General features: G+C 60.1%; 25 protein-coding genes. 20 read left to right on the forward strand and 5 right to left on the reverse strand.

All coding sequences use genetic code 11. The features are described 5' to 3' along the window. Positions 1-34: 34 nt before the first annotated feature. The 12 genes from AC0L2A_RS04090 (at position 35) to AC0L2A_RS04145 (ending at position 11,889) form a co-directional block, all read left to right on the forward strand. The gene (locus tag AC0L2A_RS04090) at positions 35-451 is read left to right on the forward strand and encodes a DUF6950 family protein (protein ID WP_473607664.1); all 417 of its coding nucleotides are present in this window, start codon (positions 35-37) and stop codon (positions 449-451) included. After that, positions 448-2,466, forward strand: coding sequence for a phage tail protein (locus AC0L2A_RS04095; RefSeq protein WP_473607665.1), 2,019 nt, complete (start codon positions 448-450; stop codon positions 2,464-2,466). The genes AC0L2A_RS04090 and AC0L2A_RS04095 overlap by 4 nt, the downstream gene beginning before the upstream one ends. An 8-nt stretch (positions 2,467-2,474) precedes the next feature. Further along, positions 2,475-3,599: a hypothetical protein gene (locus AC0L2A_RS04100; protein WP_473607666.1), complete on the forward strand. Its 1,125-nt coding sequence runs from the start codon at positions 2,475-2,477 to the stop codon at positions 3,597-3,599. Between the two features lie 13 nt (positions 3,600-3,612). Further along, positions 3,613-3,816, forward strand: coding sequence for a hypothetical protein (locus AC0L2A_RS04105; protein WP_473607668.1), 204 nt, complete (start codon positions 3,613-3,615; stop codon positions 3,814-3,816). Positions 3,817-3,869: 53 nt separating this feature from the next. Continuing rightward, positions 3,870-7,172 carry a hypothetical protein gene (locus AC0L2A_RS04110; protein ID WP_473607669.1) on the forward strand — a complete coding sequence of 1,101 codons (3,303 nt, stop codon included), beginning with the start codon at positions 3,870-3,872 and terminating at the stop codon, positions 7,170-7,172. A 66-nt stretch (positions 7,173-7,238) separates the two neighbouring features. After that, complete coding sequence (locus AC0L2A_RS04115) at positions 7,239-8,474, forward strand: N-acetylmuramidase domain-containing protein (protein ID WP_473607670.1); 1,236 nt, start codon at positions 7,239-7,241, stop codon at positions 8,472-8,474. Then, positions 8,471-9,127, forward strand: a complete 657-nt coding sequence (locus AC0L2A_RS04120; protein ID WP_473607672.1) for a hypothetical protein — start codon at positions 8,471-8,473, stop codon at positions 9,125-9,127. The genes AC0L2A_RS04115 and AC0L2A_RS04120 overlap by 4 nt, the downstream gene beginning before the upstream one ends. Continuing rightward, positions 9,127-9,420: a hypothetical protein gene (locus tag AC0L2A_RS04125; RefSeq protein ID WP_473607673.1), complete on the forward strand. Its 294-nt coding sequence runs from the start codon at positions 9,127-9,129 to the stop codon at positions 9,418-9,420. The genes AC0L2A_RS04120 and AC0L2A_RS04125 overlap by 1 nt, the downstream gene beginning before the upstream one ends. Positions 9,421-9,597: 177 nt before the next feature. Beyond that, on the forward strand, positions 9,598-9,927 hold the full coding sequence (locus AC0L2A_RS04130; protein WP_473607674.1) for a hypothetical protein: 330 nt from the start codon (positions 9,598-9,600) through the stop codon (positions 9,925-9,927). Beyond that, complete coding sequence (locus AC0L2A_RS04135) at positions 9,924-10,463, forward strand: hypothetical protein (RefSeq protein WP_473607675.1); 540 nt, start codon at positions 9,924-9,926, stop codon at positions 10,461-10,463. Before AC0L2A_RS04130 ends, AC0L2A_RS04135 begins: the two co-directional genes overlap by 4 nt. A gap of 53 nt (positions 10,464-10,516) precedes the next feature. Continuing rightward, positions 10,517-10,762 (forward strand): hypothetical protein, encoded by a 246-nt coding sequence (locus AC0L2A_RS04140; RefSeq protein WP_473607676.1) that lies wholly within the window; start codon positions 10,517-10,519, stop codon positions 10,760-10,762. Between the two features lie 251 nt (positions 10,763-11,013). Next, positions 11,014-11,889, forward strand: a complete 876-nt coding sequence (locus AC0L2A_RS04145) for an ATP-dependent DNA ligase (RefSeq protein WP_473607677.1) — start codon at positions 11,014-11,016, stop codon at positions 11,887-11,889. Positions 11,890-11,896: 7 nt separating this feature from the next. Here the strand turns inward: AC0L2A_RS04145 and AC0L2A_RS04150 are convergent, their stop codons facing one another. Further along, the gene (locus AC0L2A_RS04150) at positions 11,897-12,133 is read right to left on the reverse strand and encodes a hypothetical protein (RefSeq protein ID WP_473607679.1); all 237 of its coding nucleotides are present in this window, start codon (positions 12,131-12,133) and stop codon (positions 11,897-11,899) included. Positions 12,134-12,205: 72 nt separating this feature from the next. Between AC0L2A_RS04150 and AC0L2A_RS04155 the strand changes: the two genes are divergently transcribed. The 3 genes from AC0L2A_RS04155 to AC0L2A_RS04165 all read left to right on the forward strand — a co-directional run bounded on the left by AC0L2A_RS04155 (position 12,206) and on the right by AC0L2A_RS04165 (position 13,360). Beyond that, positions 12,206-12,520 (forward strand): hypothetical protein, encoded by a 315-nt coding sequence (locus AC0L2A_RS04155; protein WP_473607680.1) that lies wholly within the window; start codon positions 12,206-12,208, stop codon positions 12,518-12,520. 224 nt (positions 12,521-12,744) lie between these two features. Beyond that, a complete protein-coding gene (locus AC0L2A_RS04160; RefSeq protein WP_473607681.1) occupies positions 12,745-12,996 on the forward strand; it encodes a hypothetical protein in 252 nt (83 codons plus the stop codon). After that, entirely contained in the window at positions 12,947-13,360 is a 414-nt protein-coding gene (locus tag AC0L2A_RS04165; RefSeq protein WP_473607682.1) for a hypothetical protein, read from the forward strand. The genes AC0L2A_RS04160 and AC0L2A_RS04165 overlap by 50 nt, the downstream gene beginning before the upstream one ends. Before the next feature lie 133 nt (positions 13,361-13,493). On the opposite strand, the gene AC0L2A_RS04170 is transcribed toward AC0L2A_RS04165, so the two are convergent. The 3 genes from AC0L2A_RS04170 to AC0L2A_RS04180 form a co-directional block, all read right to left on the reverse strand. After that, a complete protein-coding gene (locus AC0L2A_RS04170) occupies positions 13,494-14,051 on the reverse strand; it encodes a hypothetical protein (protein ID WP_473607684.1) in 558 nt (185 codons plus the stop codon). 115 nt (positions 14,052-14,166) lie between these two features. After that, entirely contained in the window at positions 14,167-14,439 is a 273-nt protein-coding gene (locus tag AC0L2A_RS04175; RefSeq protein ID WP_473607685.1) for a hypothetical protein, read from the reverse strand. A gap of 461 nt (positions 14,440-14,900) precedes the next feature. Continuing rightward, positions 14,901-15,716 (reverse strand): methyltransferase domain-containing protein, encoded by an 816-nt coding sequence (locus AC0L2A_RS04180; RefSeq protein ID WP_473607686.1) that lies wholly within the window; start codon positions 15,714-15,716, stop codon positions 14,901-14,903. Positions 15,717-15,751: 35 nt separating this feature from the next. On the opposite strand from AC0L2A_RS04180, the gene AC0L2A_RS04185 reads away from it, so the two are divergent. From AC0L2A_RS04185 to AC0L2A_RS04200, 4 genes are all read left to right on the forward strand, one after another. Further along, positions 15,752-17,011, forward strand: a complete 1,260-nt coding sequence (locus tag AC0L2A_RS04185; RefSeq protein ID WP_473607687.1) for a TRAP transporter substrate-binding protein — start codon at positions 15,752-15,754, stop codon at positions 17,009-17,011. A gap of 60 nt (positions 17,012-17,071) precedes the next feature. Next, on the forward strand, positions 17,072-17,608 hold the full coding sequence (locus AC0L2A_RS04190) for a TRAP transporter small permease (RefSeq protein ID WP_473607689.1): 537 nt from the start codon (positions 17,072-17,074) through the stop codon (positions 17,606-17,608). Between the two features lie 3 nt (positions 17,609-17,611). Next, on the forward strand, positions 17,612-18,901 hold the full coding sequence (locus tag AC0L2A_RS04195) for a TRAP transporter large permease (protein WP_473607690.1): 1,290 nt from the start codon (positions 17,612-17,614) through the stop codon (positions 18,899-18,901). Positions 18,902-19,249: 348 nt separating this feature from the next. Beyond that, complete coding sequence (locus AC0L2A_RS04200; protein WP_473607691.1) at positions 19,250-19,504, forward strand: RSP_7527 family protein; 255 nt, start codon at positions 19,250-19,252, stop codon at positions 19,502-19,504. 118 nt (positions 19,505-19,622) lie between these two features. Here the strand turns inward: AC0L2A_RS04200 and AC0L2A_RS04205 are convergent, their stop codons facing one another. Continuing rightward, on the reverse strand, positions 19,623-20,534 hold the full coding sequence (locus AC0L2A_RS04205; RefSeq protein ID WP_473607693.1) for a dihydrodipicolinate synthase family protein: 912 nt from the start codon (positions 20,532-20,534) through the stop codon (positions 19,623-19,625). A gap of 410 nt (positions 20,535-20,944) precedes the next feature. Here AC0L2A_RS04205 and AC0L2A_RS04210 point away from each other — a divergent pair, with 410 nt between their 5' ends. Continuing rightward, positions 20,945-22,657 (forward strand): GH32 C-terminal domain-containing protein, encoded by a 1,713-nt coding sequence (locus AC0L2A_RS04210; protein ID WP_473607695.1) that lies wholly within the window; start codon positions 20,945-20,947, stop codon positions 22,655-22,657. Positions 22,658-22,662: the final 5 nt, after the last annotated feature.

The following is a 22,662-nucleotide window of genomic DNA, read 5'->3' on the forward strand; positions in this document are numbered from 1 at the left end:
CGCTGGGACCCTATCCCGTTCATCAGAGAGATCCATGACCTTGGAAGAATACATCAGGCTGCCGCACCGGTGGCGGTGGGGAGGCATGGGCGGCGATGACTGCACGACCTTCTGCGCCGCCTGGGTATTCGAGGCCACAGGCAAGGATCCTGCCGCCGATCTGCGTGGGACCTACTTCACCGCCGAAGACGCTGAGGCTGTTTTGCGGGCCGCTGGAGGCGTCGAGAGTCTCGTCGGGGCAAAGCTCGGCGCTCTGGGCTTCCAGCGCGTCCAGCAGCCGGCGGACGGCGACATAGGCATCATTCGCGCCATGGCCGGCTTCAACGCCGACGGCGCATCAGTCAAAGACATCCCCGGCATCAAGTTCGGCCCGCTGTGGGCGGTGATGTCGGCGCGGGGACCAATGGTCAAAAAGCTCGATTGGACCGGCGTGGCATGGCGCATAGCGTGAGTTCGCTCGATAACGTCCTGCGGGAGGCGTTGAAGGGCCGTGCCGTCTCGTACGGCACTGGGATCGGTGCGTTCGAGACGACGACGACACAGGAGTTTCTCGCCTCGGGTTGGAACGGCGAGTATCAGTGGCCGGTCCACAGGGACCCGATCTTCACGACGATCTTCACCGCCATTCTCGGTGCAGGGAAGCTCACGCTGTTCGGCACATCGATCTCCTATGCTGCCATCGCCTCGGCCATTGTGACGACAGCTCTCACTGTCGGCCTTACCTACGCGATGGCGCCAAAGCCGCCCAAGCCGGAGGATGGCCGACAGCCGCTAACGCAGCCAATTCCGTATCGCTTCTGGGGCGTTGGCGTTGCGAGGCTGGCCGGCGCAATGATGCTGTGGGAGTCCGTCGACAGCGACATGTACTCGGTGCAGGCCATCGTCGCACACCGGATCAACGCCTATGTCGACTTCTACCTGAACGACGACAAGGTCACACTGGAAGTGGGCGGTGGGGTCGAAGACCCTCTGCACTCCAATCGTTACGGCTCCAACAGGGCCCGCATTTTCTACAGTCTAGGCCTCACTCCGGAGACCGCGTTTCCTGTTTTGGTGGACGAGCTCAGCGATCAGGGCATCTGGACAGTCAACCATCGCGGCGACGGCCAGGCCTCTGTCGCGATGATCTGTGTCACGCCGGCGCAGGCGAATTTCCCGAAGGCATTCCCTTATGGAAAGCCGGCCCTGTCGGTGGTTGCCGAATTATCCCTGTGCTGGGATTTCCGTGATCCCTTGCAGGATCCGGATGATCCTTCGACGTGGGTTTTCACCAAGAACCCGGCTATTCATCTCGCCTGGCACGAATGTTTCAACCCGTTCGGCACGAAGCGCGACTTCAAGAAGGCCATCCTGCCAGTCCTCGACATGTGGCAGGAGGAGGCCGATGTCTGCGACGAGCTCGTTCCGCGCGCTGTAGGCGGCACGGAAAAGCGCTACGAGTGCGGCGGCTTCGACACCACTGAGCACGATCCGAAGGCCGGAACCAACGCGATCCTCGCCACATGCGACGGCTGGATGTGCGAGCGAGGCGATGGTGCTCTGCTGTTCGTCGCCGGCAAGTTCCGCGAGAAGTACGTCGCGACGCTGACTGATGCCGACATCGTCGGCTACACCATTCAGCACGACGTCCTTCCCGAGGAGGAGTGCAACCGGCTCGTCCCGAAATTCACCTATCCGGCGACAGACTACACATCGACCGACACGGACTATTTCGAGGACGTTCCGGCCCAACTCCAGGCAGGGCGTGTGTTGCCCCAGGACGGCAACTATCTGTGGGTCCAGCAGTGGCGCCAGGCGCGGCGGCTCGCGAAGCGCGAGTTCGCTCGGATGCGCCAGAAGAAGCGCGGCTCGCTCGATGTCCGCTTCACCGGCATCAACGCAATCTATGCTCCTTGGGTCAGGCTCCAGACGCCAGTGAGCATTCCGTCGCTGAACGGAAAGCTCGTCAACAACCGCCGCTCCGTCCTGTCCGTATCTCGAGGCGGCTTCCAGATGACCTTCGTCGTCATGCCGCCGGACATCGAGGCGTGGGATCCTGCGACAGATGAAGGCGCAGCGCCGCCCGTTCCGCCGAAGCCCGTCTCGGATGGTCTCCCAATTCCGGTCATCGACACGGCGATCGCAGTCAGTTCATCGGGCTCCGCTTATGTTCGCGTCGCGATCATTGACCCGGATCGAGAGGACGTCACGCCGGTGTTGCGCTACCGGGTTGTCGATACGGGGGGTGGCGTTCCCGGTGCGTGGATCGAGCAAAAGTTTCCGGATGCGGCACCAGCAGCCGGTCTAGTTGTCCTGAACACGAACGCCGTCCCACTGGCAGCGCAGATCGAAGTGCAAGCCGCTTTCATCGGATCGAACGGCAGCTATGGCGACTGGACGACCTCAAGGTTCGTCATCCCGACCGCTGTCTCTGCCCGCCATGCCTTCAACGTGGCCACCAACAGCCAATACCTCTTTGACGTGTAGGAGCCGATATGGCCGGAACTGATAGAAGCTTCCTCGATGGAGGCGGCACCTCTCACAATCGATCGGTGACAACGGTTGGCGGCAGAGACCTTGGCCGTCAGGTCATGGTCGACGAGACTGATGCTCCCATCGATCTCGCTACGCAGACGACCTTGGCGGCGATCCTTGCCAAGATCATCGCCTCACCAGCAACGGAAGCTACGCTCGCCAGCATCCTGGCAAAGCTTAGTAGTGCGACATCACTATCTGACGCGACGCGCCTGCCTGTGTCTCAGTTGGATGGATCGGCCGTGTCAGGCTCAGTCACCAGCGCGGCGACGCTCTTTACGGCTGATATGCTCGGCTATGAGTCGGCCGCAGTGCAAGTCACCAGCGCGGGTACATCTTGCACGATTGCCTACGAGACCAGTGACGACAACACCAATTGGGTGTCAACTGGAGGACTCAATGTTGCGACGATTGGATCGTCTGCCACAGCGATAACTTCTACTGCGGCGATCGGCCTTAGATTTGGCAATTTGTTGCGGTATTTCCGCGCCCGTGTGTCAATTTACGGCAGTGGTACTGTTGCCGTAGTTGGGTACGCTAGAAAGTCGCCAGCATTTAACTCCCTTCCTTCTATATCTTCTTCTGGTACATCTACTGTAAGCGGCATCGCTGCGCATGATGCGGCCATTTCGGGTAACCCGGTTCGCATTGCCGCGCGCGCGCTGAGCGCCATCTATACGGCGGTATCATCTGGCGATGTCGCCGACTTGGTTACTACGCTTGCTGGCGCTCTAATTCAGAAGCCTTTTTCAATACCAGAGAATGACTGGTCCTACGCTGCCGCTTCCGGTGGCGAAGTTGGAACCTCGGACATTGCCGTAAAGGCCGCCGCCGCTGCCGGCCTGCGCAACTACATGACGTGGCTTACTGCGGAGAACGTGCACGCCAGCGTCGACACCGAATTTGTTGTGAAGGACGGTTCCACCGTCATCTATCGGGGCTTCGTCAAGGCGCTTGGTGTTTCGCCCTTACGCGTGTCGTTTCCGTCGCCACTCAAATCCAGCGCCGCGACCGCCTTGAACATCGCCAACATCACGACCGGCTCGCAGGTCTACTTCAACTGCGGCGGTTACGTTGCGCCGTAACAGGGAATCGAAAATGGCCAAGTGGAAAATCCTGAAAGAGCAGCCCGTCCCGGTGAAGAAGCGGACCAAAGGCGATCTCTCGTCGTGGTCCAAGTTCGTCGATACCGGGGAAACATTCGAAGGCGATCAGATGAAAGCCGAGGCGCACATAGCCGCTTTGCAGGCTGAACAAGGCGGCTGCTTTGCCATCGAGATGATCGGCCCCGCCGAAGAATAGCCCATCGCACCTACCGCCCCGTCTCCAAAACTCTATCCAGAGGACGATTCGCTATGGCGAATGAAATTCGCAACGCGTTCAATCTTGTCTATGCCGATGGTCCGAGCGGTTCGCCGACAGAGCCGCCGAAGTCCGAGATCCGCGGCATCGTCGGTCAGACGATCCAAGATCAGGTCGATGCCCTGCAGGCTGACGTCGATGCCGCTGAGGCACTACTGCTTGCAGGAACCAAGCCGCCGCTGCTTTCTGTGCGGCTGCTCACCACAGTCGATGTCGCTACGGCGACAGGCATGGAGAACGGCGATACCTTTGACGGTGTAGTGCTTGTCACTGGCGATCGCATCGCCAAGGCTGTTGTCGGCGGTGCCGCATCAAACGGCGTTTGGGTTGTTCCGGCTTCCGGTGCTGCCTCCCGCGCTGCGGATGCGAACACGTCTGCCGAGTTGCAATACTCAACGTTCTTCGTTGATGAAGGCTCGCACGCCGGCCAGCAGTGGGCCGTTAAGACGGGCACCATAACGACGCTCGACACCACACCTGTTGTCATCGAGCTTGTAAGGGACGCTGTTGGCTATGAGGGTGAGCTCATCGCTGCCCGTGGCCCGTTCGGCACTCTTGATGCTCGCGAGGACGCTCAGGACGATCGAATGGACGACTTATCGTCTGAGACGAGGGTAATCTACGATCTCGACAGCGGCACCAAGGTGTTCCGGGCGACCTACCCGATTGCCAATGCCGCACCCGCCAGCACCTTCGAGGCTGGCGGCGTGGTGTCGGTCCCGGCTGGTGGCGTACCGCAGTTCGACATCATGATCACCGCGGAAGAGCGGGCGCTGCTGATTGCCGAACGCTGCGATCTTGCCATTGTCCATGCAGGCGGCACCGTGATCGATGGCGCGACCTATGAGCAGTGGAATGGCGGTTCGATCATCGGCACCGGCACGGCCATGACGCTGGTCGGCAACGACTACATCGCGACAGACATCGCTGTTGAAGCGGCATTCACCAAATTCCGGGTCAAGTACGACAACAACCCTGGCTCGGGCACGGCGAAAACCCTTTACCCCGAGGCCCGGCTTATCGTCGCTGCTGATACGCCTTCGGCCACCACCATCGACCATAAGGCGATCACAGAGGCCACGACGGAGGCGATCGAGGACATGCCGGTCAACATCGCCGCCGATGGACCGTATTCGATGCGCGTGCTTGCCGGCGCCGGCGCGGCTCCTGTCTATAATTCGGCGACACGGGAGATCACTCTCGCCGCCGACACGCAAAGCGAAATTGTCTTCATCAATGGGCCAAACATCCGCGCCGGGGATACGGTCTACGCTAATATGAAGGTGGTCACCGACGACACGTTAGCCGGCTTTTCCGGCATCTTCGCCATTCCGGTTCGGATGACCGCCCACAGCACCGGACCAGGCGTTGTCGCCGAACTGACTAGGATGGCCGACAACATCTACTATCACGCGGTTTTCGCCGGCAATGATGGTGATGGCAACGCGCCGGGATCAATTGTTCTGCGTCCGGACACGCGCGCCTCCGGCCTTAAGGCCGCCAAGCAAGTTGTGATTTCTGACATCTGGATTTCGCGAGGAACTTCACGGCCGGCGCAAGAGGGTCTAGCTACCGCGCTTACCTCACTTAAGAACACAGTCACGCCCTCGGTTGCGGCCATCGATTATACTGAGGCTGCAAATCTCCATATTGCGCGAGCAAAAGCATCGGCAGATGGCAGACTGGCGGCGAGCAAGTGGGTAACGTCCTACGGTCTGGACGCCAATGCCGGTTCGGAAGAACTACCCTACCTGACCATTGATAAGGGTCTGGACAACGTTACGGCCGGTCAGACGCTTGCCCTGCAAGGCGGCGTAAATCACAAGGTTCTGGCTTATCGCACGGCCACCGATATTAACATGGTAGGTATTGGGCTGGAACCTGCTGTCATTGATGCAAGGCAGCATATAACCGGTGCATGGACGCTGGAAGGCACCTCTTACAGTAAAGATGTAACCTTCCGCGAGGCGACACAAAACGCCGGTGTACTTTCCGCCACGTGGAACTATCAAGTCTGGGATGGCGAAACTTTGCTGACTTGGAAAGTTGGTGGCGCTGATATTGCGGCCAACAAAGCGGCGGTTGATGCTGCACCCGGAAGCTTCACGATCTATCGCACCGGCTCGGCCGTGCAAGATCCTCGCAGCGACATCAATGCGACTGGCTATACTATTTACATAAACCGCGTGACGGGCGCAGACCCTACCGGTGCCGATATCTCTGTAGCTGATATAGCTATTGCGATGCAGTTTATCGGCGGGACGCAAGACAACATCACGGTGAAGGGTGGCGCTTGGAAGGACTTTGAAAAGTCTGCATCAGTGGGTAATATCCCTGTACACAAAAACTTCAACTCTAAGGACTTCGGCCAACACGCGCATGTTGGGCCGGTGATTTACGGTGGGTATAAGTGTCAATTTGACGGTGTGCCGATGGTTGGCATGTCGGGCGATATTGTTGGTAGAGCATCCGGCGAGGGCATCAACATCTATACCGGCACATATCGCAATATTGATCTGGTATGGCCTGCCGACATTATCGAAGTGAATAATTCCGGTTATGGTATAGGCGGGCACGGATCCGGAAATCAGTGCTACAGAAGTCTCCAAATACCGGGACTGTTACGATTTAATAGTGTGACCAACGGCCTTGGCCTTGGGCAAATGTCTGTTACGCAACCGTTCGCCGTCAATGGTATTGTGCTTGGCAGGGTCGAACTGAATGGTGTTGACGAGGCATTTACGCCCGGTAGCAGTCTGAAAATCTTGCGCGGCGGTAGCGTTCGCCTAAATAATCGATCGCTCAACAATTCTAACAACCGGACTGGTCTGTATAAGTTCATGACCTCTGGCGAAGTCTTCGAGTCATGGGATCTCGACGTTTATTCGGAAGACGAACGGCCGGTTGTTCTCGGCACGGTCAGCAAGTATTTGATCTGGCGCGGTTTCACCGGCAACGCAGCTCCGACACTCCTGGCGCGCGGGCTTCAAGATAAAAGTCCCGCCGGCAGGCATCTTACTGCTTTCGGCACAACCAGTAGCGCGTTCCTGGTCAACATCGATCTCGGTCCTTCTGCCAACCGGAACACCATCATAGGCGACCTGGTCCCTAGTTACACGGCCACCGGCTATCTTCCTGCGAGCATTACTGTCGCTGCCGGCACGACCTTTGGCTTCGCAGGTATGACGCGCGCGGCCATGCGATCATTCTTCGACGGCAACGCGGTGCCACATAATATCTCAGACGCCACAACCATTGTCGGCCCCATGGGCGAGATCGTGGAACTGCCAGCCTAACCGCCACTGCCACCACAACAATCACTGACCACTTGAACCTGCCCGCGAGGGCGGAAAGGAACGACCATGGACAAAACGTTCAAGGGCGCCGCGAAGCGCATCGCCGATCGCGACATATCGCGCATCGGCGCGATGATCGGCGTTGGCGAAGACGAGATGCACGCCTTCATGGATGTCGAGGCGGCAGGATCAGGCTTCGATCGCTACGGCCGGCCAAAGCTGCTGTTCGAGCCGCATGTGTTTTATCGCAACCTGGCCGGCGCCAAACGGACCGCCGCGGTCAAGGCCGGCCTCGCCTATGCCAAATGGGGTGCAAAGCCCTATCCCAGGGACAGCTATCCGCGCCTGGTCGCGGCCATGGAGATCGATGAGGCTGCGGCGCTGAAGTCGGCTTCGTGGGGCCTGACCCAGATCCTCGGCGACAACTTCAAGGCGGCTGGCTTCGGGACCGTGCAGGCGATGGTGCAGGCCTTCATGGCGGATGAGGCGGCGCACCTCGAGGCCGCGGTCAGGTTCATCAAGGCCAACAAGCTCGACGACGAGCTGCGCAACCACAACTGGGCCGGCTTCGCCAGGGGCTACAACGGGGCCGGTTACAAGAAGAACCGTTACGATTCGAAGATCTCGGCCGCCTTCGCAAAGTGGCAGAAGATCCGCGATACGCCGTTGCCGCCGAGAGACGCTACGACGCCTAGGCCCGCTATGAAGAAAGCGCCTTCCGTGGTCGCTGCCGAGGAGCTCTCGGCCGAGCTCGCGGCCGGAGCTACTTCCGAACCGGCAGCGCCGGCCGTCGACAAGGAAACGATCGAGCGCGTCCAGCAGCAGCTGAAGGATCTGGGCTACACCGAAGTCGGCGGCATCGATGGGAAGACCGGCACAATGACGGCGACAGCGATCCGCGCCTTCCGCGCCGAGAATGGCTTGCCGGAAGGCGACGGCATCGACGATGCGCTGCTCTTGGCGCTGCAGAAGGCCAAGCCGCGCGTGCTGGCGCCGGCGCGCAGCGAAGCGCCGCCCGAGATCGTGCGTGAAAAAGTGCCGGAGGTTCGCACTAACTGGCTGACTAAGATCGGCGCCTTCTTCACCGGCATCGCCGCGCTGATCGGTAGCTTCTTCGACGGCATTCTCGGCAATCTCGACGAGGCTTCCGGTTTCATGCAGCCGGTCAAGGATGCCGCCGGCGATGTGCCTGGCTGGATGTGGATGCTGGCGATCGCCGGCGTCGCCGGGGGCCTGTTCCTGATCGCGCGCCACGGCGAGACCAAGGGCGTCGAAGCGTTCAAGACCGGAGCGCGGCGATGAGCGAGGTCAAGATATCGTGGTGGGAGCCGACGGATCGCGAACGCCAGTGGCTTCGCCGGTATACGTCGAGCGATCAGCACAAATGCTCGGCGACGGGCGGCTATTGCAACGCCATGTACGAACTTGGCGAAGCCGACATCCTCTACACCAAGGATGGCTATATTGCCGGTGACAGGGACAATCGAAAGCCGCCGGAAGGCGACCCGCGTTGGCCTAAACTATGCGATGCGTGCGGTCGGTCGTTCGGTAATGACGATCCCCATCAACTCTTCGGCAGGCAAATCTACATCTGCGAGGCGACAGGCGAGCGCTCCACGCTCGACAAGGCGCCGGTCGGCGCTTGCTGGGATGCCTGGTGGATTTCCGAGCGTCGCAAGGAGGGTCCCACCGGAAGCGGCTATTTGGTTGGCCCCGATCATCGGTCGCTCGTGGTGAAGCTTCCGGGCAATCACGACTGGCACATCGACAGCCGCGCTAGCAACTGCACGAAGCCGGATGACAACGAGCATTTCTGCTGGGTCCGTCACGGCCGCCCGGAAGATGGCACGCTGCATGTCGACAAAAACGGAAACACGTGCTCGGCCGGGGCAGGCTCGATAGCAGTTCCCGGCTTTCATGGCTTCCTACACAACGGCGCCCTGAGGGGCTGCTGATGTCGGTGCTCATCGGTATCGTCGCAGGCCTGCTGGGCGTCAATCGCACACTCGCCGGCATCATCTCCATCGGTGTCGCCGTCCTCGCCGCCTCGGGCGCGGCGTGGGGCGTCTATGCCTACGTCAAGCACAAAGGCGCGGAAGAGGTCCGCGACCAGATCCAGAAGGACAACCAGGATGCGATTCGCAAGGGCATTGAGGCCAGCCGCTCTCTTGACGAGTGCATTGCTGCTGGTGGGGTGTGGGACTTCCGGCGTCAGCGGTGTTCCCGCGCTACGCTCGGCCCTCGGTAGCAGCCTTGCTGGCGCCCAGGGCAAGACGGCCGATGATCAGAACCGGATCGATCGCACGATGGCGCCGGGCTGCGCCATCGGCTTTTACAAGCCGGACGAATGCGACCGGCATAGCAAGGCCAGCGCCGGGCGGCGTGCCGAACTGAAAAACTGAGCAGAGGCACGGGCGGGGAACTGATGACTGAAAATGGTGACGATCGAAAGCTGCCGCGCAGGCTCCTCGACATCGACCCGGAGACGGTAGGATGGTTGGACCGGCTTACCACAGAAGAACGATCAGCGCTTATCTGGGCGGGAAAACTGCCAAAATACCAACGCGAACGCCTCGATCTATTTCTCGCCCTGGAGCAGGAGAAATTCCAGGCCGGCTTCAAGATCGTGGAATTGTGGACGCGGACGGCGTGGGTCGCCAAGACGGCGACAAAGCTTCTGTTGTTCGTCGCCGGCACGCTGGTGGCGCTCAACCAGGTCATGGCCTATTTCGGCGCCTCCGGAGGCAAGCAATGATCCTGAAGCGGTCATGGAACGCCTTCTGGCGCAAGGTCGACGTGCCGGCGGCGATGGTGTTCATCATGGCCGCGCTCGCCGGTGTGGGCGTTGCCGTGATGGTTTCTTCGGCGCTGGACAGAGATCCGCCGATCGCGTTCGAACAGGCGACGGTCCTGACGCCAGAAGTTCCACAGGGCGGTGTCCTCGACATCCAGTACACCGTCGTCCAGAGCCGGATATGTGCTGCCACGGTCGAGCGCTTTGTGACCGATTCGGAAGGCACCATTCACGTGCCTTCGACCTATACGGTTGGCCGGCGCGCGTTGATCGATGCCTATCCGCCTGAAGGCCGGGAGAGCTATCAGCGCTCGGTCACCATTCCCCTGGCCGCCGCGGTCGGCAAGGCGCGCTACGATGCCCGCTTCTCCTATATCTGCAACCTCTGGCAAAAGCTGACGAAGCCGATCGTCGTTCGCGCCCCGGCGGTGGACTTCATCATCACGCATGCGCCGGCCCCGCTCGAGCCGCTAACGCCAGAGCAGCCGGCTGGCTGACCGCCGCAAATCCGCGCCCGGCGGTTCCGGGCATCCCCAACATGGAGAAGACCATGCCTAAGATGCGCGCGAAGCTGCGCCTGCACCACATCGACAAGCAAAATGCCCCAAACAGCGAAACACTCTACTTCCATGCTGTCGCGGCATCCAAGTATCCTGAGGATGGCAGCGACGAAAACAACACCTACGCGAAGTACTCGCCATCGGCGTCGCTGCAGTTGCAGGTCGCCAACCCCTCGCTTGTCGGTCAGTTCGAAGCGGGTAAGGAATACTATCTCGACTTCACGCCGGCCGATTGAACCTCCAATCTGGTCGCAAAAAATTAAGGCCCGCTGTACCGAAGGGTGCGGCGGGCTTTTTTGCGCGTCTGGATGGAACACAACCCTGAGAAGAAAGTTCGGTCCTTGCAGCACGTTCTCGCAGACAATGCTGTGCGATCGGATGGCCCGATCAGCCCGCGTCCTTCCCTCCGGAGGCGCGGGCTTTTTTGCGTTCGGGAACCGAAACGTTCAAAGTTTATTGAATCGGGTCTGTTGGCGTTGGAGTTTGCATGAGCGGGGCGAGGCTGAAGTTCATTAAGCCGCAAGAGCCGGTGCTGGTCGAAACCCCGCCAGTGAGCAACGACTGGCTCCACGAGATCAAATACGACGGGTTCCGCACTCAGCTCATTCTCGATTGGGCCGGCGCTCGGGCACTCACCCGCACCGGCATCGACTGGTCAAAGCGCTACTGGCCGATCGTCGCCGCGGCCGAAAAGCTGAAGGCCAAGTCTTTCGTCCTCGACGGCGAGGTGATCGCGCCGGACCCCGACGGCCGGCCGAATTTTCACGAAATGCACTCGCGCATGGCATGGAACGCCGAACTGCTGGCCTTCGTCGCTTTCGACATCATGCACCTCGATGGCAAGGATTTGCGCTCCCTACCGGCGATCGAGCGCAAGGCGATCTTATGGGATCTGGTCAAGCCGGCAGAGGGCATCATCCAGTACAGCCAGCACATCCAGGGCAGCGGCGACGATTTCTACCAAGCCGTCGAGAAGATGGGCCTAGAGGGCATGGTTTCCAAGAGACAGGGTAGCCCCTATCGCAGCGCCAAGAACAACTCCTGGCTCAAGATAAAATGCTGGGAGATTGGCAACTTCGATCTGCTCGGCATCAAGCGCGAGCCTGGCAAACAGACCGAAGCAATCCTCGGACGCAATGGACGATATGCCGGCAAGGCTGCCGTTAGCACGACACGTTCCATCAAGGAGCGATTGCGACAGCGGATACAGCAAGCCAAGGCCAGGCCACCGGAGGGCCTGCCGAAGGCTGTGGTGACGCCCGACGTGGAATGGGTAGAGCCGGGTATCAAGGCCGTCGTGAAATCACTGCGCGGCGAGAATAAGCTGCGCCACGCCTCGGTGCAGGGATTCAGCGACAAGTGAGCCGCAGTCAGCCGGCGAACAGGTGTTTGGAACCGGTCGTCACCATCCAGTTCGCCCGGTCGATGTGACTGCGAACAGCGTTGCGGGCGCGGACCGGTTCAAGAGCCGGGTCGATGCCGAGAATGCGCTCGGCCATCTCTTCTATGCTGGCTTCGTCGGCGCAGTAGTCGAGGATCTGCAGGTAGATGGTGATATTCTCTTTGTCGTAAACCGTGATGGATTCCGACCACGGGACTTCTTCCATGATTCCAGGCTTCATGACGAACTAGCTCGCTGGTGGTTGATGCTGCTTCTATCACCGGATGATGCCGCTGCCTTGGCAATCGTCAAGAGCCAGCTCTATATCGACCGGATGGCGAAAGGCTGGACACTGCAATCACTGATCGATGGCAAGATGCGGCTCATCGCGTTCTGCCACAATCCAAAATGCCACCACAATCAGGCGCTCGACCTGGAGGCGATCAAGGTCAAACTCGGCCCTGACGCGCCGGCGATGTCGGATGACCTCACACCAAAGCTGAAATGCGCCAGGTGCGGCGGCAAGCAGGTCGGCCTGACATACACTCCCGACTACGCCGGGATGAAACGCGTGGACGTGAGTCCTTATCGGAAGGCGAGGGAAGGGCGCTGACTGGTATCACGCCGGCTGGGCATTTCGACTCGGAGCGTTCTCTGGGGACCCCGCGCGCTAGTGTAGTTGGGTTTGAATCTTATGGCGCCTTGAAGAACCCTACATATTAAACTTGTCTCCATTCCTGACGACTACACTGCCCAGCTATTGCTTTCCCAGTTGGAACTTGTCAGTCTGGGCTGCGTTTCGGTGGGGGACGGGTAACAAGCAAGGGCTTGACCTGTATGGATGAGATGACGCTTCAACTGACACTTGGAATACTTTCAGCGGCTGCCGTGGTGTATCCGGTAGCTAAGTTGCTTAAGGTCGCTTTTCATGAAGCCTTCCCGAAAGCCGTTGAGATTTACGACTCCAAGGGCAAGATGATCGGAACTCTCTCGGCCGAACACTTGGAAGCCGCGGACATCAAGGATCTGCGGCTCCTTCATGAGCGTGTTCGGCGGGAGAATCATGTCAGGACAAGAGCAGCCGCTTAACGAGAAACGAAGGGGCGACCTTTCAAAGATCGCCGGCGGCGGGGCTGGCTCGGGTCTCATCGTCTGGATTTCGGCGACGAATCTAACACCAACCTGGAAGCTGTTTTTTGAAGCAATTGCCCCCTGGATCGCGATAACCATAAGTGCGATCGGACCGTTCTTCGCCTCGGCGTTGCTCCAAGAACTGAAGTTCCAGGGGCTTAAATTTCTCCGTGCACGGGCAAAGCGGTATCTGCTGACCACGGCCGAAGGGTCCGACAATCGCCTAAGGGCTCAAGAGAAATGTGACGAGGTTGAGGCAATGATCGGCGACCTGATCAAGGATAGTGCGTCTAGCCTCAACCGATGGTCCAGTAAGTCATAGCCGCGCCTTCAAGGCGTACTGCGCCAGTGCACCCCTTGATCGATTGGAATCCTATCGAGTGTAACCCGGTTTCCGGGTCTCGATATCGCGATCCGCTGGCACCGCCAACATACGGCTTTGGCGGTCCATGCGGTCATTCGTGAGGGATCGCCTTCGCGGCCAGATCGCCGTCAATCGTCTGGCCGTCGCCAAACGCTTCCGGGAAAACTGCCCTCCAGTCCGGCTCGCCATCGCCACCGGGATGTTCGACGCCAGAGACATCAACGGTACGGACAAACTCTGCGATCCCGTGCGGATCATCGTCGCCCTCGGAAACGATCGCCTCGACGCTCTGAAGCCAGTTCGTCGGGCAGGTGTGCTCGCCGTAGAAGTAGGCCTTGCCCTTATCTTCAAACTCGTGCGGGCTGTGATAGCCGCCCTCCACTATGAAATAGATTGGCTTCTCCTGCGGCGGGATCACCAGCAGATCGTAGGACTTTACGAACTTCTTGCCATCGTCGAACGGCTCAACCTCGACGTCGGTCGACGAGAGGACTGAGACCTTGTATTTGCCGCCACAGTCGTCGCACTGCCACGGGCCCGCTTCCTTTGGCATTGTGTCGTTGAACAGATGATCAACCCTTTTTTTGCCGACATTGCAGTACGGGCAGCAGATGTAAATCGTGGTCTCAGTGGTCAATTTTGCTTTCATGACTTCTCTCCGGGCGCAAGCGCAAGTGCGGCGTCTATATCGATACTCCTCGTCTGATGGTTTCCAGCCATCGTCAGCGGTGTCGCTCATTTCCTCCTCACTGTGTCGCCGATGTTCATTCCTCGACTTCCGGAACCACAATTCCAAGAATCGCTCGGCCGCATGCTGCTTCGTAGCTGTTGGGATCGTCCCTGAAGAAGTCGCCGCCGGCCCGCTCGAAACAGATCTCGGCACACCGCTTGCGCTCGGCGAGAACGGCCTCCATGGCGAACTCCATAAAAGCGTGAATTTCTATAAATTTTCCATCTCGACTGCGAGAAAGGTCCAAGCTGCTATTTCCGAACTGGCACCAAACTGCTTCGTGAATGTCGTCTGGAATCTCGCTCATTTTGCTCTGCTCCGGCTGGGTGACATGCCAGCTATCCCTATGCTCGACATTGACACGTCTTGTGAAGGGCAGGGACACGGCGCATTGATTTCATTGCGTTCCTAGGAGCCTTCCAAGCTGAATATGTCGCAAACCGGATATGCCGTTTGCCGCACCTTCGTGTACCACCAATTGCGCCACCTACTGTGCCACAAATTTTCCAGTTTTGCCGAATTTGCCAATGATATCAAAAGCACACGCAGGTGCGGGTGCATCTCGACCGCACCAGCTTTATCCAACAAGCTGTTATTTTCATTGTGCGTTTTCTTGTTTCCCTGCAGTCCTTCCAAGGCTGTTTGTGCAAACTGAACACTGCGCGGTCCCGTTGCTGGTTGGATGCGGAATGCCGCGCCCTGACCGCGTGGTTTGACGCAAAGCCGTCATACGGCAAGGCTGTTGCCGGAAGGCAATGCATCTCTCAGCTACGTCATTCGCCCCCACGCCTGAAAGATGCGCGGCAGGGATATGGTCGTGTCCGACCGGTCGGCAAAGGCTTTGATCTCGCGCGTCACATGGTCGACTTCTTCGGCGGAGGCGATGCCCGATGTCGCGATCGCCTCGGCGATCGCCGCCATGGTGAGAGACGTGGTCTGCTTGACGTCGCGGCTTCGCCCGAAGGGCTGGACGAGACAGGTATCGACACTGGCAAAGCCCGCGCTCTCCAGAAGGCGGACCAGCCTGCGGCCGATGAACGGGTCGCCGCCGCGCGCCTTGAGCGTCGCGACAAAGAGCTCGCGATAGCGGTCGACGGCCGGACAAGGCGGATCGCAGAACTGGCCGGCATAGTCGATGTCCTCGACGATCAAGACGCCGCCGGGCGCCAGTGCCGCCTTCGCTCTCGCCAGCACGTCCTCCGGCCTGGCGAGATGCGTGAGCACGAACCGGATATAGACCAACGCGGCGCCCGAGACCGGCCACGGATCGAGCACGCTGGCCTGGTGAAACGCGACATTGGCGAGGCCGCGGTTGGCGGCCTCTTCGCGGGCCGCCGCCAGCTTCTCTTCATCGAGATCGAACCCGACGACGCGACCGTTTGAACCGACCCGAGCCGCCAGTTCGAAGCTGACGTCACCGCCGCCGCAACCGGCGTCCAGCGCCAACATTCCGTTCAGCGGTTCGAAGCGGTCGAGAAGCGCCCGGGTCGCCGGCGCCAGCACGCGCGAAATGAGGGCGAGCCGCGACCGCCCCTCCTCGCCACCCTTGATGATGTAGGTCCGGAGTTCCTCTGCCTTGGCCATGGGTCGTTTTTTCCCATTGCTGTTGACGCTGGTTGTTGTTGACGCCGGCGTTCGGCCAGCATCGGCACCGAGCCGGCGGCCGCCTGCCGCAGCAAAGTGCCATAAGGCGCCGCGGGCGATCAACAACGACGCTGCCCGTTGTTACAGACGTAACCAAATTCCGTCTCGCTGAAATCATTCTGCAGCGAAATTCTCCGAGACAATGCCGTTCTCGACATGAGAGCAGCGGAGCGCGAAGGATGAGCTATCACCAGTCATGTAACGTCGTCAGAAACATTCTCTTGGTGATCGGGATCGTGGCCGTTGTACTTGCGCTGACCGTGGCGGCACCGGCGCAGGAGGTGACGCTGACAGTGGCCGACCAGAATCCGCCGACCTCCTGGGGCTCCGTCCACGCGATGCAGCCCTGGATCAGGAAGATCGAGGAAGCAACCAAAGGCCGCGTGAAGATCGAGCACTATCCCGGGCAGACCCTGGTGAAAGGGACGGAAACGTGGAACGCGGTGCGCGCCGGCATCGTCGACATCGGCTGGTGCTTCCATGGCTACTGGCCGGACATCACCCCGCTGTCGGACGTGATCACCCTGCCTGGCCTGCCGATCACGTCCGCCGAAAAAGGCAGCGAAGTGTTGTGGAAACTCTACGAAAAGTTCCCCGCCATGCGGAAGGACTATGCCGAGATCCAGCCGCTGGCGCTGTGGACGAGCCATCCGTACTTCCTCCTCACCACCAGCAAACAGGTGAAGACGCTGGATGACCTGAAAGGTCTCAAGATACGCGTGACCGGCGGACCGCCGACCGAGCAGATGAAGGCGCTGGGCGCCGTGCCGACACTGGTACCGATGCCGGATGTCTACCAGGCCCTCGACAAGGGCGTGGTCGACGGCATGGGAGCGCCCTGGGAGGCGGTGAATGCCTTCCGGCTTTACGAGGTCGCGAAATACTACACGATCGCGCCGCTTTCTGCCGTGTACGGCTCGCTGTGCGCCAACAAACAGAAATGGGAGAGCCTGCCCACGGACATCCGCGACGCCATCATGAGCGTCAGCGGCCTCGAAGGTTCGAAATTGTGGGGCAGGAACTTCTTCGACGCAGCCGAACAGGCAGCCCTCGACAGGGCCGAGGCGGAAAACCGTGAGATGATCGGCTACGCGATGCCGACGGACGAGGTGGCGCGCTGGAACAAGATCGCCGCTCAGCCGCTCTGGGACGCGTGGGTCAGAAAAATGGAAGCCAAGGGCCACGGGGAGGCCCGACAGATTCTCGAAGCCACCGTCGAGATGTTGAACGATTGACGGTCGCCGTTTCTCAGAGCGAGACGACACCTCGACGAAAATTCATCTCCAGAGAAGCCGATGTCCGACACGATGCCATCTTGCCACGACATGACCGTTTTTGGACGAATCGACACGTGGCAGCGGCGTTGCGAGTTCGTGCTCGCTTACGTCGCCGTCACCGCGACCGCAATCATGATGCTGCTGACCAGCGCCGACGCCGTCTGTCGCTATTTTTTGAACAGTCCGATCCTGATCGCCTACGAGCTCACCGAGAAATACTTGATGACCGCGGCAATCTTTCTCGGCCTGCCTGCCGCATTTCGAGGCGGAGCCTTCGTCCGGGTGACCTTTCTTGTGGATCGGCTTTCGCGGTCGCTGCGATCGAATGCTGAGCGCCTCGCATACGTCATTGCCATACTGTGCTGCCTGGTATTCGCGGCGGCGACCGTGCAGCAGGCATACCGCTCGCTCTCCGACCCAACGACGCTGAGTGCGCTTCCAGTTCCGGTCAGCCCGGCGTACTTGCTGGCCCCGCTCGGCTTCGTTGTTCTTGTGCTGGCAATCCTGACCGGCGGCCGCCGTGTCCTGACGGGCGCGCCCCATCGTGAATGTTAGCCGATGCTTACCGCGCTTCCCCTTGTCGCACTGGTCGCGCTTCTGCTGCTCGGCGTGCCGATCGCGGTCGCGCTTGCCGCGTCGGGCATGCTGGGCATTTATGTGGTGACCGGCGATCTCGCCAAGATGCTGGGCATCGTCGCCCTGACGTCATTCGATACGGTGGCGGACTATGCGCTCACGACCATCCCGATGTTCATCCTGATGGCCTATTTCTCGGCTTCGAGCGGGCTGGCGCGCGACCTCTACACGGCGGCGAGCAACTGGCTGTCGCGCATCCGCGGTGGGCTTGCTATCGCCACCGTATTCTCCTGCGGGGTTTTCGGCGCGATGTCGGGTGCGAGCGTCGCCGCGGCCTCGGTGATGTCGAAAATCGCCATGCCGGAGATGCGCCGGCACGGCTATTCCGACGAGCTTGCCGCCGGCGCGATCGGCGTCGGCGCCACGCTCGACATCCTGATCCCGCCAAGCGTCGCCATGGTGATCTACGGGCTTGCCACGCAAACTTCCGTCGGCAAGCTGCTGGTCGCCGGCATCGTGCCCGGCATTCTGGCCGGCATGCTGCTGGCATTGACGATCTATCTCTGGGTCACGATAAGCCCGGCGCATGCACCTAAGACCTATCGCGCTCCGGCCAGGGAGCGCTGGGCAAGCCTGGCGCGCGTATGGCCGAGCCTGTTGCTCATCGTCGTCGTGATCGCGCTGCTCTACCTCGGAATCGCGACGCCGACCGAGGTCGGTGCGGTGGGCGCGTTGATGGCGGGCGTGATCGGCGTCGCATTAGGCAGGCTGTCGGCGCACGACGTTTTGCAGGCGCTGAAATCGACGATTCGCACCTCCGCGATGATTTTCCTGATCCTGATCGGCGCGACCTTGTTCGGCCACTACATGACGCTTAGCCGTATCCCGCAGGAGATGGTTGCGTTGGTGACCGCGATGGATCTCAATCGCTGGATGGTGATCATCGGAATTTTGGCGGTCTACTTCGTCATCAGCATGTTCATGGACGAGATTCCGCTGCTGCTTCTGACGTTGCAACTGACGTTCCCGCTCATCACTTCGCTCGGCTTCGATCCGATCTGGTTCGGCGTCGTTTCCATGATGATGGTCACTATCGGGCTAGTCTTCCCGCCGGTCGGCCTTGTCGCGTTCGTCGTTGGCACAACCGCGGGAGCCGACCTGACGAAAGTCTACAAGGGCACCAGCATCCTGACGATTGCGCTCGTCGCGACGACAGTGCTGCTGATCATCTTCCCGCAGATTGCCCTGTGGTTGCCGGCGACAATGCGCTGATCTCGGTTGCTACAACTGTAATCAAATTCCTCCTCCCTTGAAATCATCCCGTAGTGCCGCCCATCGACTATCGCGCCAAACATTCTCGTCAATCAGGAGAGCGCGATGTATCGAAACGGCATTTTTCCGCACGAAGTGCGCCGAGCCCTCGATGGACAGATCGAGGAAATCAAGAACGCCGCAAGAACCGCAGGCAGGCGCGTGTCAGACCCTGACATTCAGTCGTTGCTGCGACCACTTTACGAGAAGCGCTACGGCTCGCGCAGAAAACACGCCTTCTATCGGCGATCCAGCCGCTGACTCGCTTCGGTATGGCTTTTTCCCAACGAACCGGGAGAGACAACATCGATGTGTCCGAACAAGGATCGGCAAACCTGCGAAATCGATGATCTCGTGTTCAGCTGGCGGCAGCGGCGGGGTCCTTTGGATCTGCTGGCGCTGGAGCATAGGGCGCGCCAGGCGCGAGCCGAGGCGCTGCGGACCCTGGCCCGTAGCGCAGTCCGGTGGTGCCACTCGCTCCCCTTGGCCCGTTCGCCGGCCGGACCCGGCGTCAATGCGCCTTCGGTCGAGGCTCAAATCCGCGACCAAAAGTCGAAAAGCTGAAGACGAAAGCTGGAGCATCAGGCAGCCAAACGTCTTCGTTTGGCGTTCGATAAGGCACGTCAAAACAAAGAGTAAGGGCGCGGTTTTGCGGTTTTGGTTCCATCGAGACGCAAGCGCTTTAAGCGCGACTTTCCAGCCGCATGAGCAAATAGTCGACCTCTTGTCTGGCCGCCGCCGACAATGCACTGCCCGGCTTGCGCTGGGCGTCCGACGCGATGGCGCCGCGCTTCATCATCACATATTTTCGTACTGCAAGCCCCACGCCGGGTTGCTGCTCATAGCGCAGATAGGGCAGGTGGGCGTCGAAAAGATCGTGCGCCTTGTCGCGCTCGCCGGCGGCAGACAGTTTCACCATGTCGACCAGCATATCGGGGAAGGCATAGCCGGTCATCGCGCCGTCGGCACCGCGCTCCATCTCGAAGTCGAGAAAGAGGCCGCCATTACCGGTAAGGATCGACAGCGGCCGCAGCGAGCCGTCCTTCTGGAAGCCGCGCAGCGCGCTGATCTTCTCCAGGCCCGGCCAGTCCTCGTGCTTGAGCATGAAGCAGGCCGGGTTGTCGGTGACGATGCGGCGGATGACGGCCGGCGTCATGATGACCGAAAGGGTCAGTGGATAATCCTGCAGGACGAAAGGAACATCCTCGCCGACCGCTTCGGATGCGTTGCGGAAATAGGTGACGATCTGGTCGTCGGTGCGCAGCGCCGGCGGCGGCGCGATCATCACGCCCTGCGCGCCAACCTCTATCGCGGCGCGCGCAAGGCTGCGCATGGCTGCGAAGCCGGGGGCGGAGACGCCGACGATGACCGGCAGCCTGGTGCGTGCCGCGACACGTTTGACGATCTCGATCGATTCGCCGGCGTCGAGCTTCAGGGCGTCACCCATGATGCCGAGGATTGTCATCCCATCGACGCCGCAGCGCTCGTAGAAATCGACCATCGAATCAAGCGATTCCCAGTCGATCTTGCCATCCGCCTCGAACGGCGTCGGGGCAATGGTGTAGACGCCTTTGGTGTCAGGGCCGATGGCCATGAGCTCCTCCTAAATCCAGCTTTCAACCATAGCGCAGGACCGACGGTCCGATCCAACCCGGCAGTCGGTCCGGACGGGCGGGGTCCCGTTCGTCGTTCCATCGTATGCGGACAACTGGTTGGCCGATCTGGACAATGGCTGCACGGGATTGCGCCGCGGGTCGAAACCCGCGGAAAAGAGAAGGTGATACGCCGTCGGACAATGCAATCATGCTCTGCGAGCCGTCAACCTTCTTACGCCGCGAGTTCAGCAGTTGCAGGCGGCGATCCGTGCGGCGATTGACCTCAAGGACTGTCGATCCTGGGGAATGACTTTGCCAAAGTCAAAATCCAGCCTTAACCTTCTGCAATGCATTCCAGGTCGAGCATCCGGTTTTGCCTGGGAAAGCCGCACGCAACGGAGCCCTATTTATGAGTGACAGCCAGGTAAGGATTGCGGCCGGGAACACCATTCGAAGCCTGCATGCCGATCTGCCGGTCAACGCCACCTTCCATATCTGGCTCAAGGCGACCAGGCCGGACGTTCCAGGCTCGCTGTCGTTTTCCAACGTTCGCGGCAAGTTCGGCGAGGTGAGCGTCGCGAACGCCGAAGAGCATGAATTCAGAATTTTTCACGTCTTCGGCGGCGGCAGTGTCGAACTGGATTACGATGCGGATCAGACCTCGGTTTCGGTTGCCTACTGGTTCGCATTGGCCGACGTGCTGGAGACAGGCATTACAGTTCTCCACACCAATCCGGGAAATGCCCCACCGAACATCCCCGACAGCTATCATTTTCGTCCGCCGTTCGGCTGGATGAACGATCCGAACGGATTTGGCCGGTTTGGAGGCCGCCCACATCTGTTCTATCAGCATTATTCGCATGGGCTTCGCTGGAACACGATGCATTGGGGGCACGCCGTCTCTTCCGATTATTTGCGGTGGCGTCACATGCCAATCTTCCTGTTTCCGTCGGAAGACCTCACCGCCAGGCCCGACAAACGGGGCGGCGCCTATTCCGGCTCGGCCATCCCGCTTGCCGATGGCCCGGGCATTCGCGTCTTTTTCACCGAGCAGGTACAGGACCGTATCCCGGAACAGCAGATCCAACTCACGGCCACTTCCAGCGACCTCATCATGGCGGGAGATGCGCACGTCATCCTGCCATACCGCCCGCTTGACCAGGGATTGACAGCGGATTTTCGTGACCCATACGTCTTCAGGGGACCGGATGGCCTTTGGAAAATGCTGCTGGGCAGCCAGAGCGATGAAGGCGGCGTTGTCCTGCTCTACGAAACCCTTGACCATACGGCCGCCACCGGATGGACGTATGTCGGCAAGCTTCTGGTCGAGAAACACTATCGGACGACGGCGATCGAATGTCCCTGTCTGCTGCCGCTCGACGGGCCTGCGACCGATCCAGCGACGCGCTGGGTCCTGATTGTCGGGCTGATGAACAGTGAGGACCGGTCGACCCGGCGCAAGAACCTGACAATGGCCATTGTCGGCTGGTTCGATGGTCGGACCTTTGCCAAGGAATTCGAACAGGAACTGGACTTCGGGACGGATAATTACGCCTTCCAGGCCTTCGCCGACGGTGATGCCATTGTCGGCATAGGCTGGCTTGCCAACTGGGCCGACACCGGACCGGCGATCGATTTCCCCACAGCCATGACGTTGCCTCGCAATATCCATCTGTCCGCAGGCGAGTTGCACACCCCGCCCATCGGCGCTGCCGAGAGCCTGCGGAGCCATATTCTGGACCGGACACGCCTCGCAGCCGGAGAGCAGGTAAGCTTTATCAACGGCGCCGTCGAAATCCTGTTCGAGCTGGAAAAGCCGGGTGCCCATTTCCACCTGAAGCTGCAACATCCAACCGTCCGGCTCGAGGTTGTCGTCGACGACGAGGGACTTGCCATTCGTCATGGAGACGACGCAGTGGAATCCCCTCACTATATTGCCAAGGGAGCCCGTCCAAAACGGCTGCGGATATTCCTCGACTACGGATCGATCGAGGTATTTGCGGATCGCGGTCGTTGGGCTGGCACGAAACGGATCAGCGGTTTTGATCCGGTGCAATCGGCACGTCTCATCGCCGAAACCGGCGCCGTACTACACGCGACGGTATGGGCGCTCAAACCGTGACAAGG

The organism is Mesorhizobium sp. WSM4844, assembly GCF_055811775.1.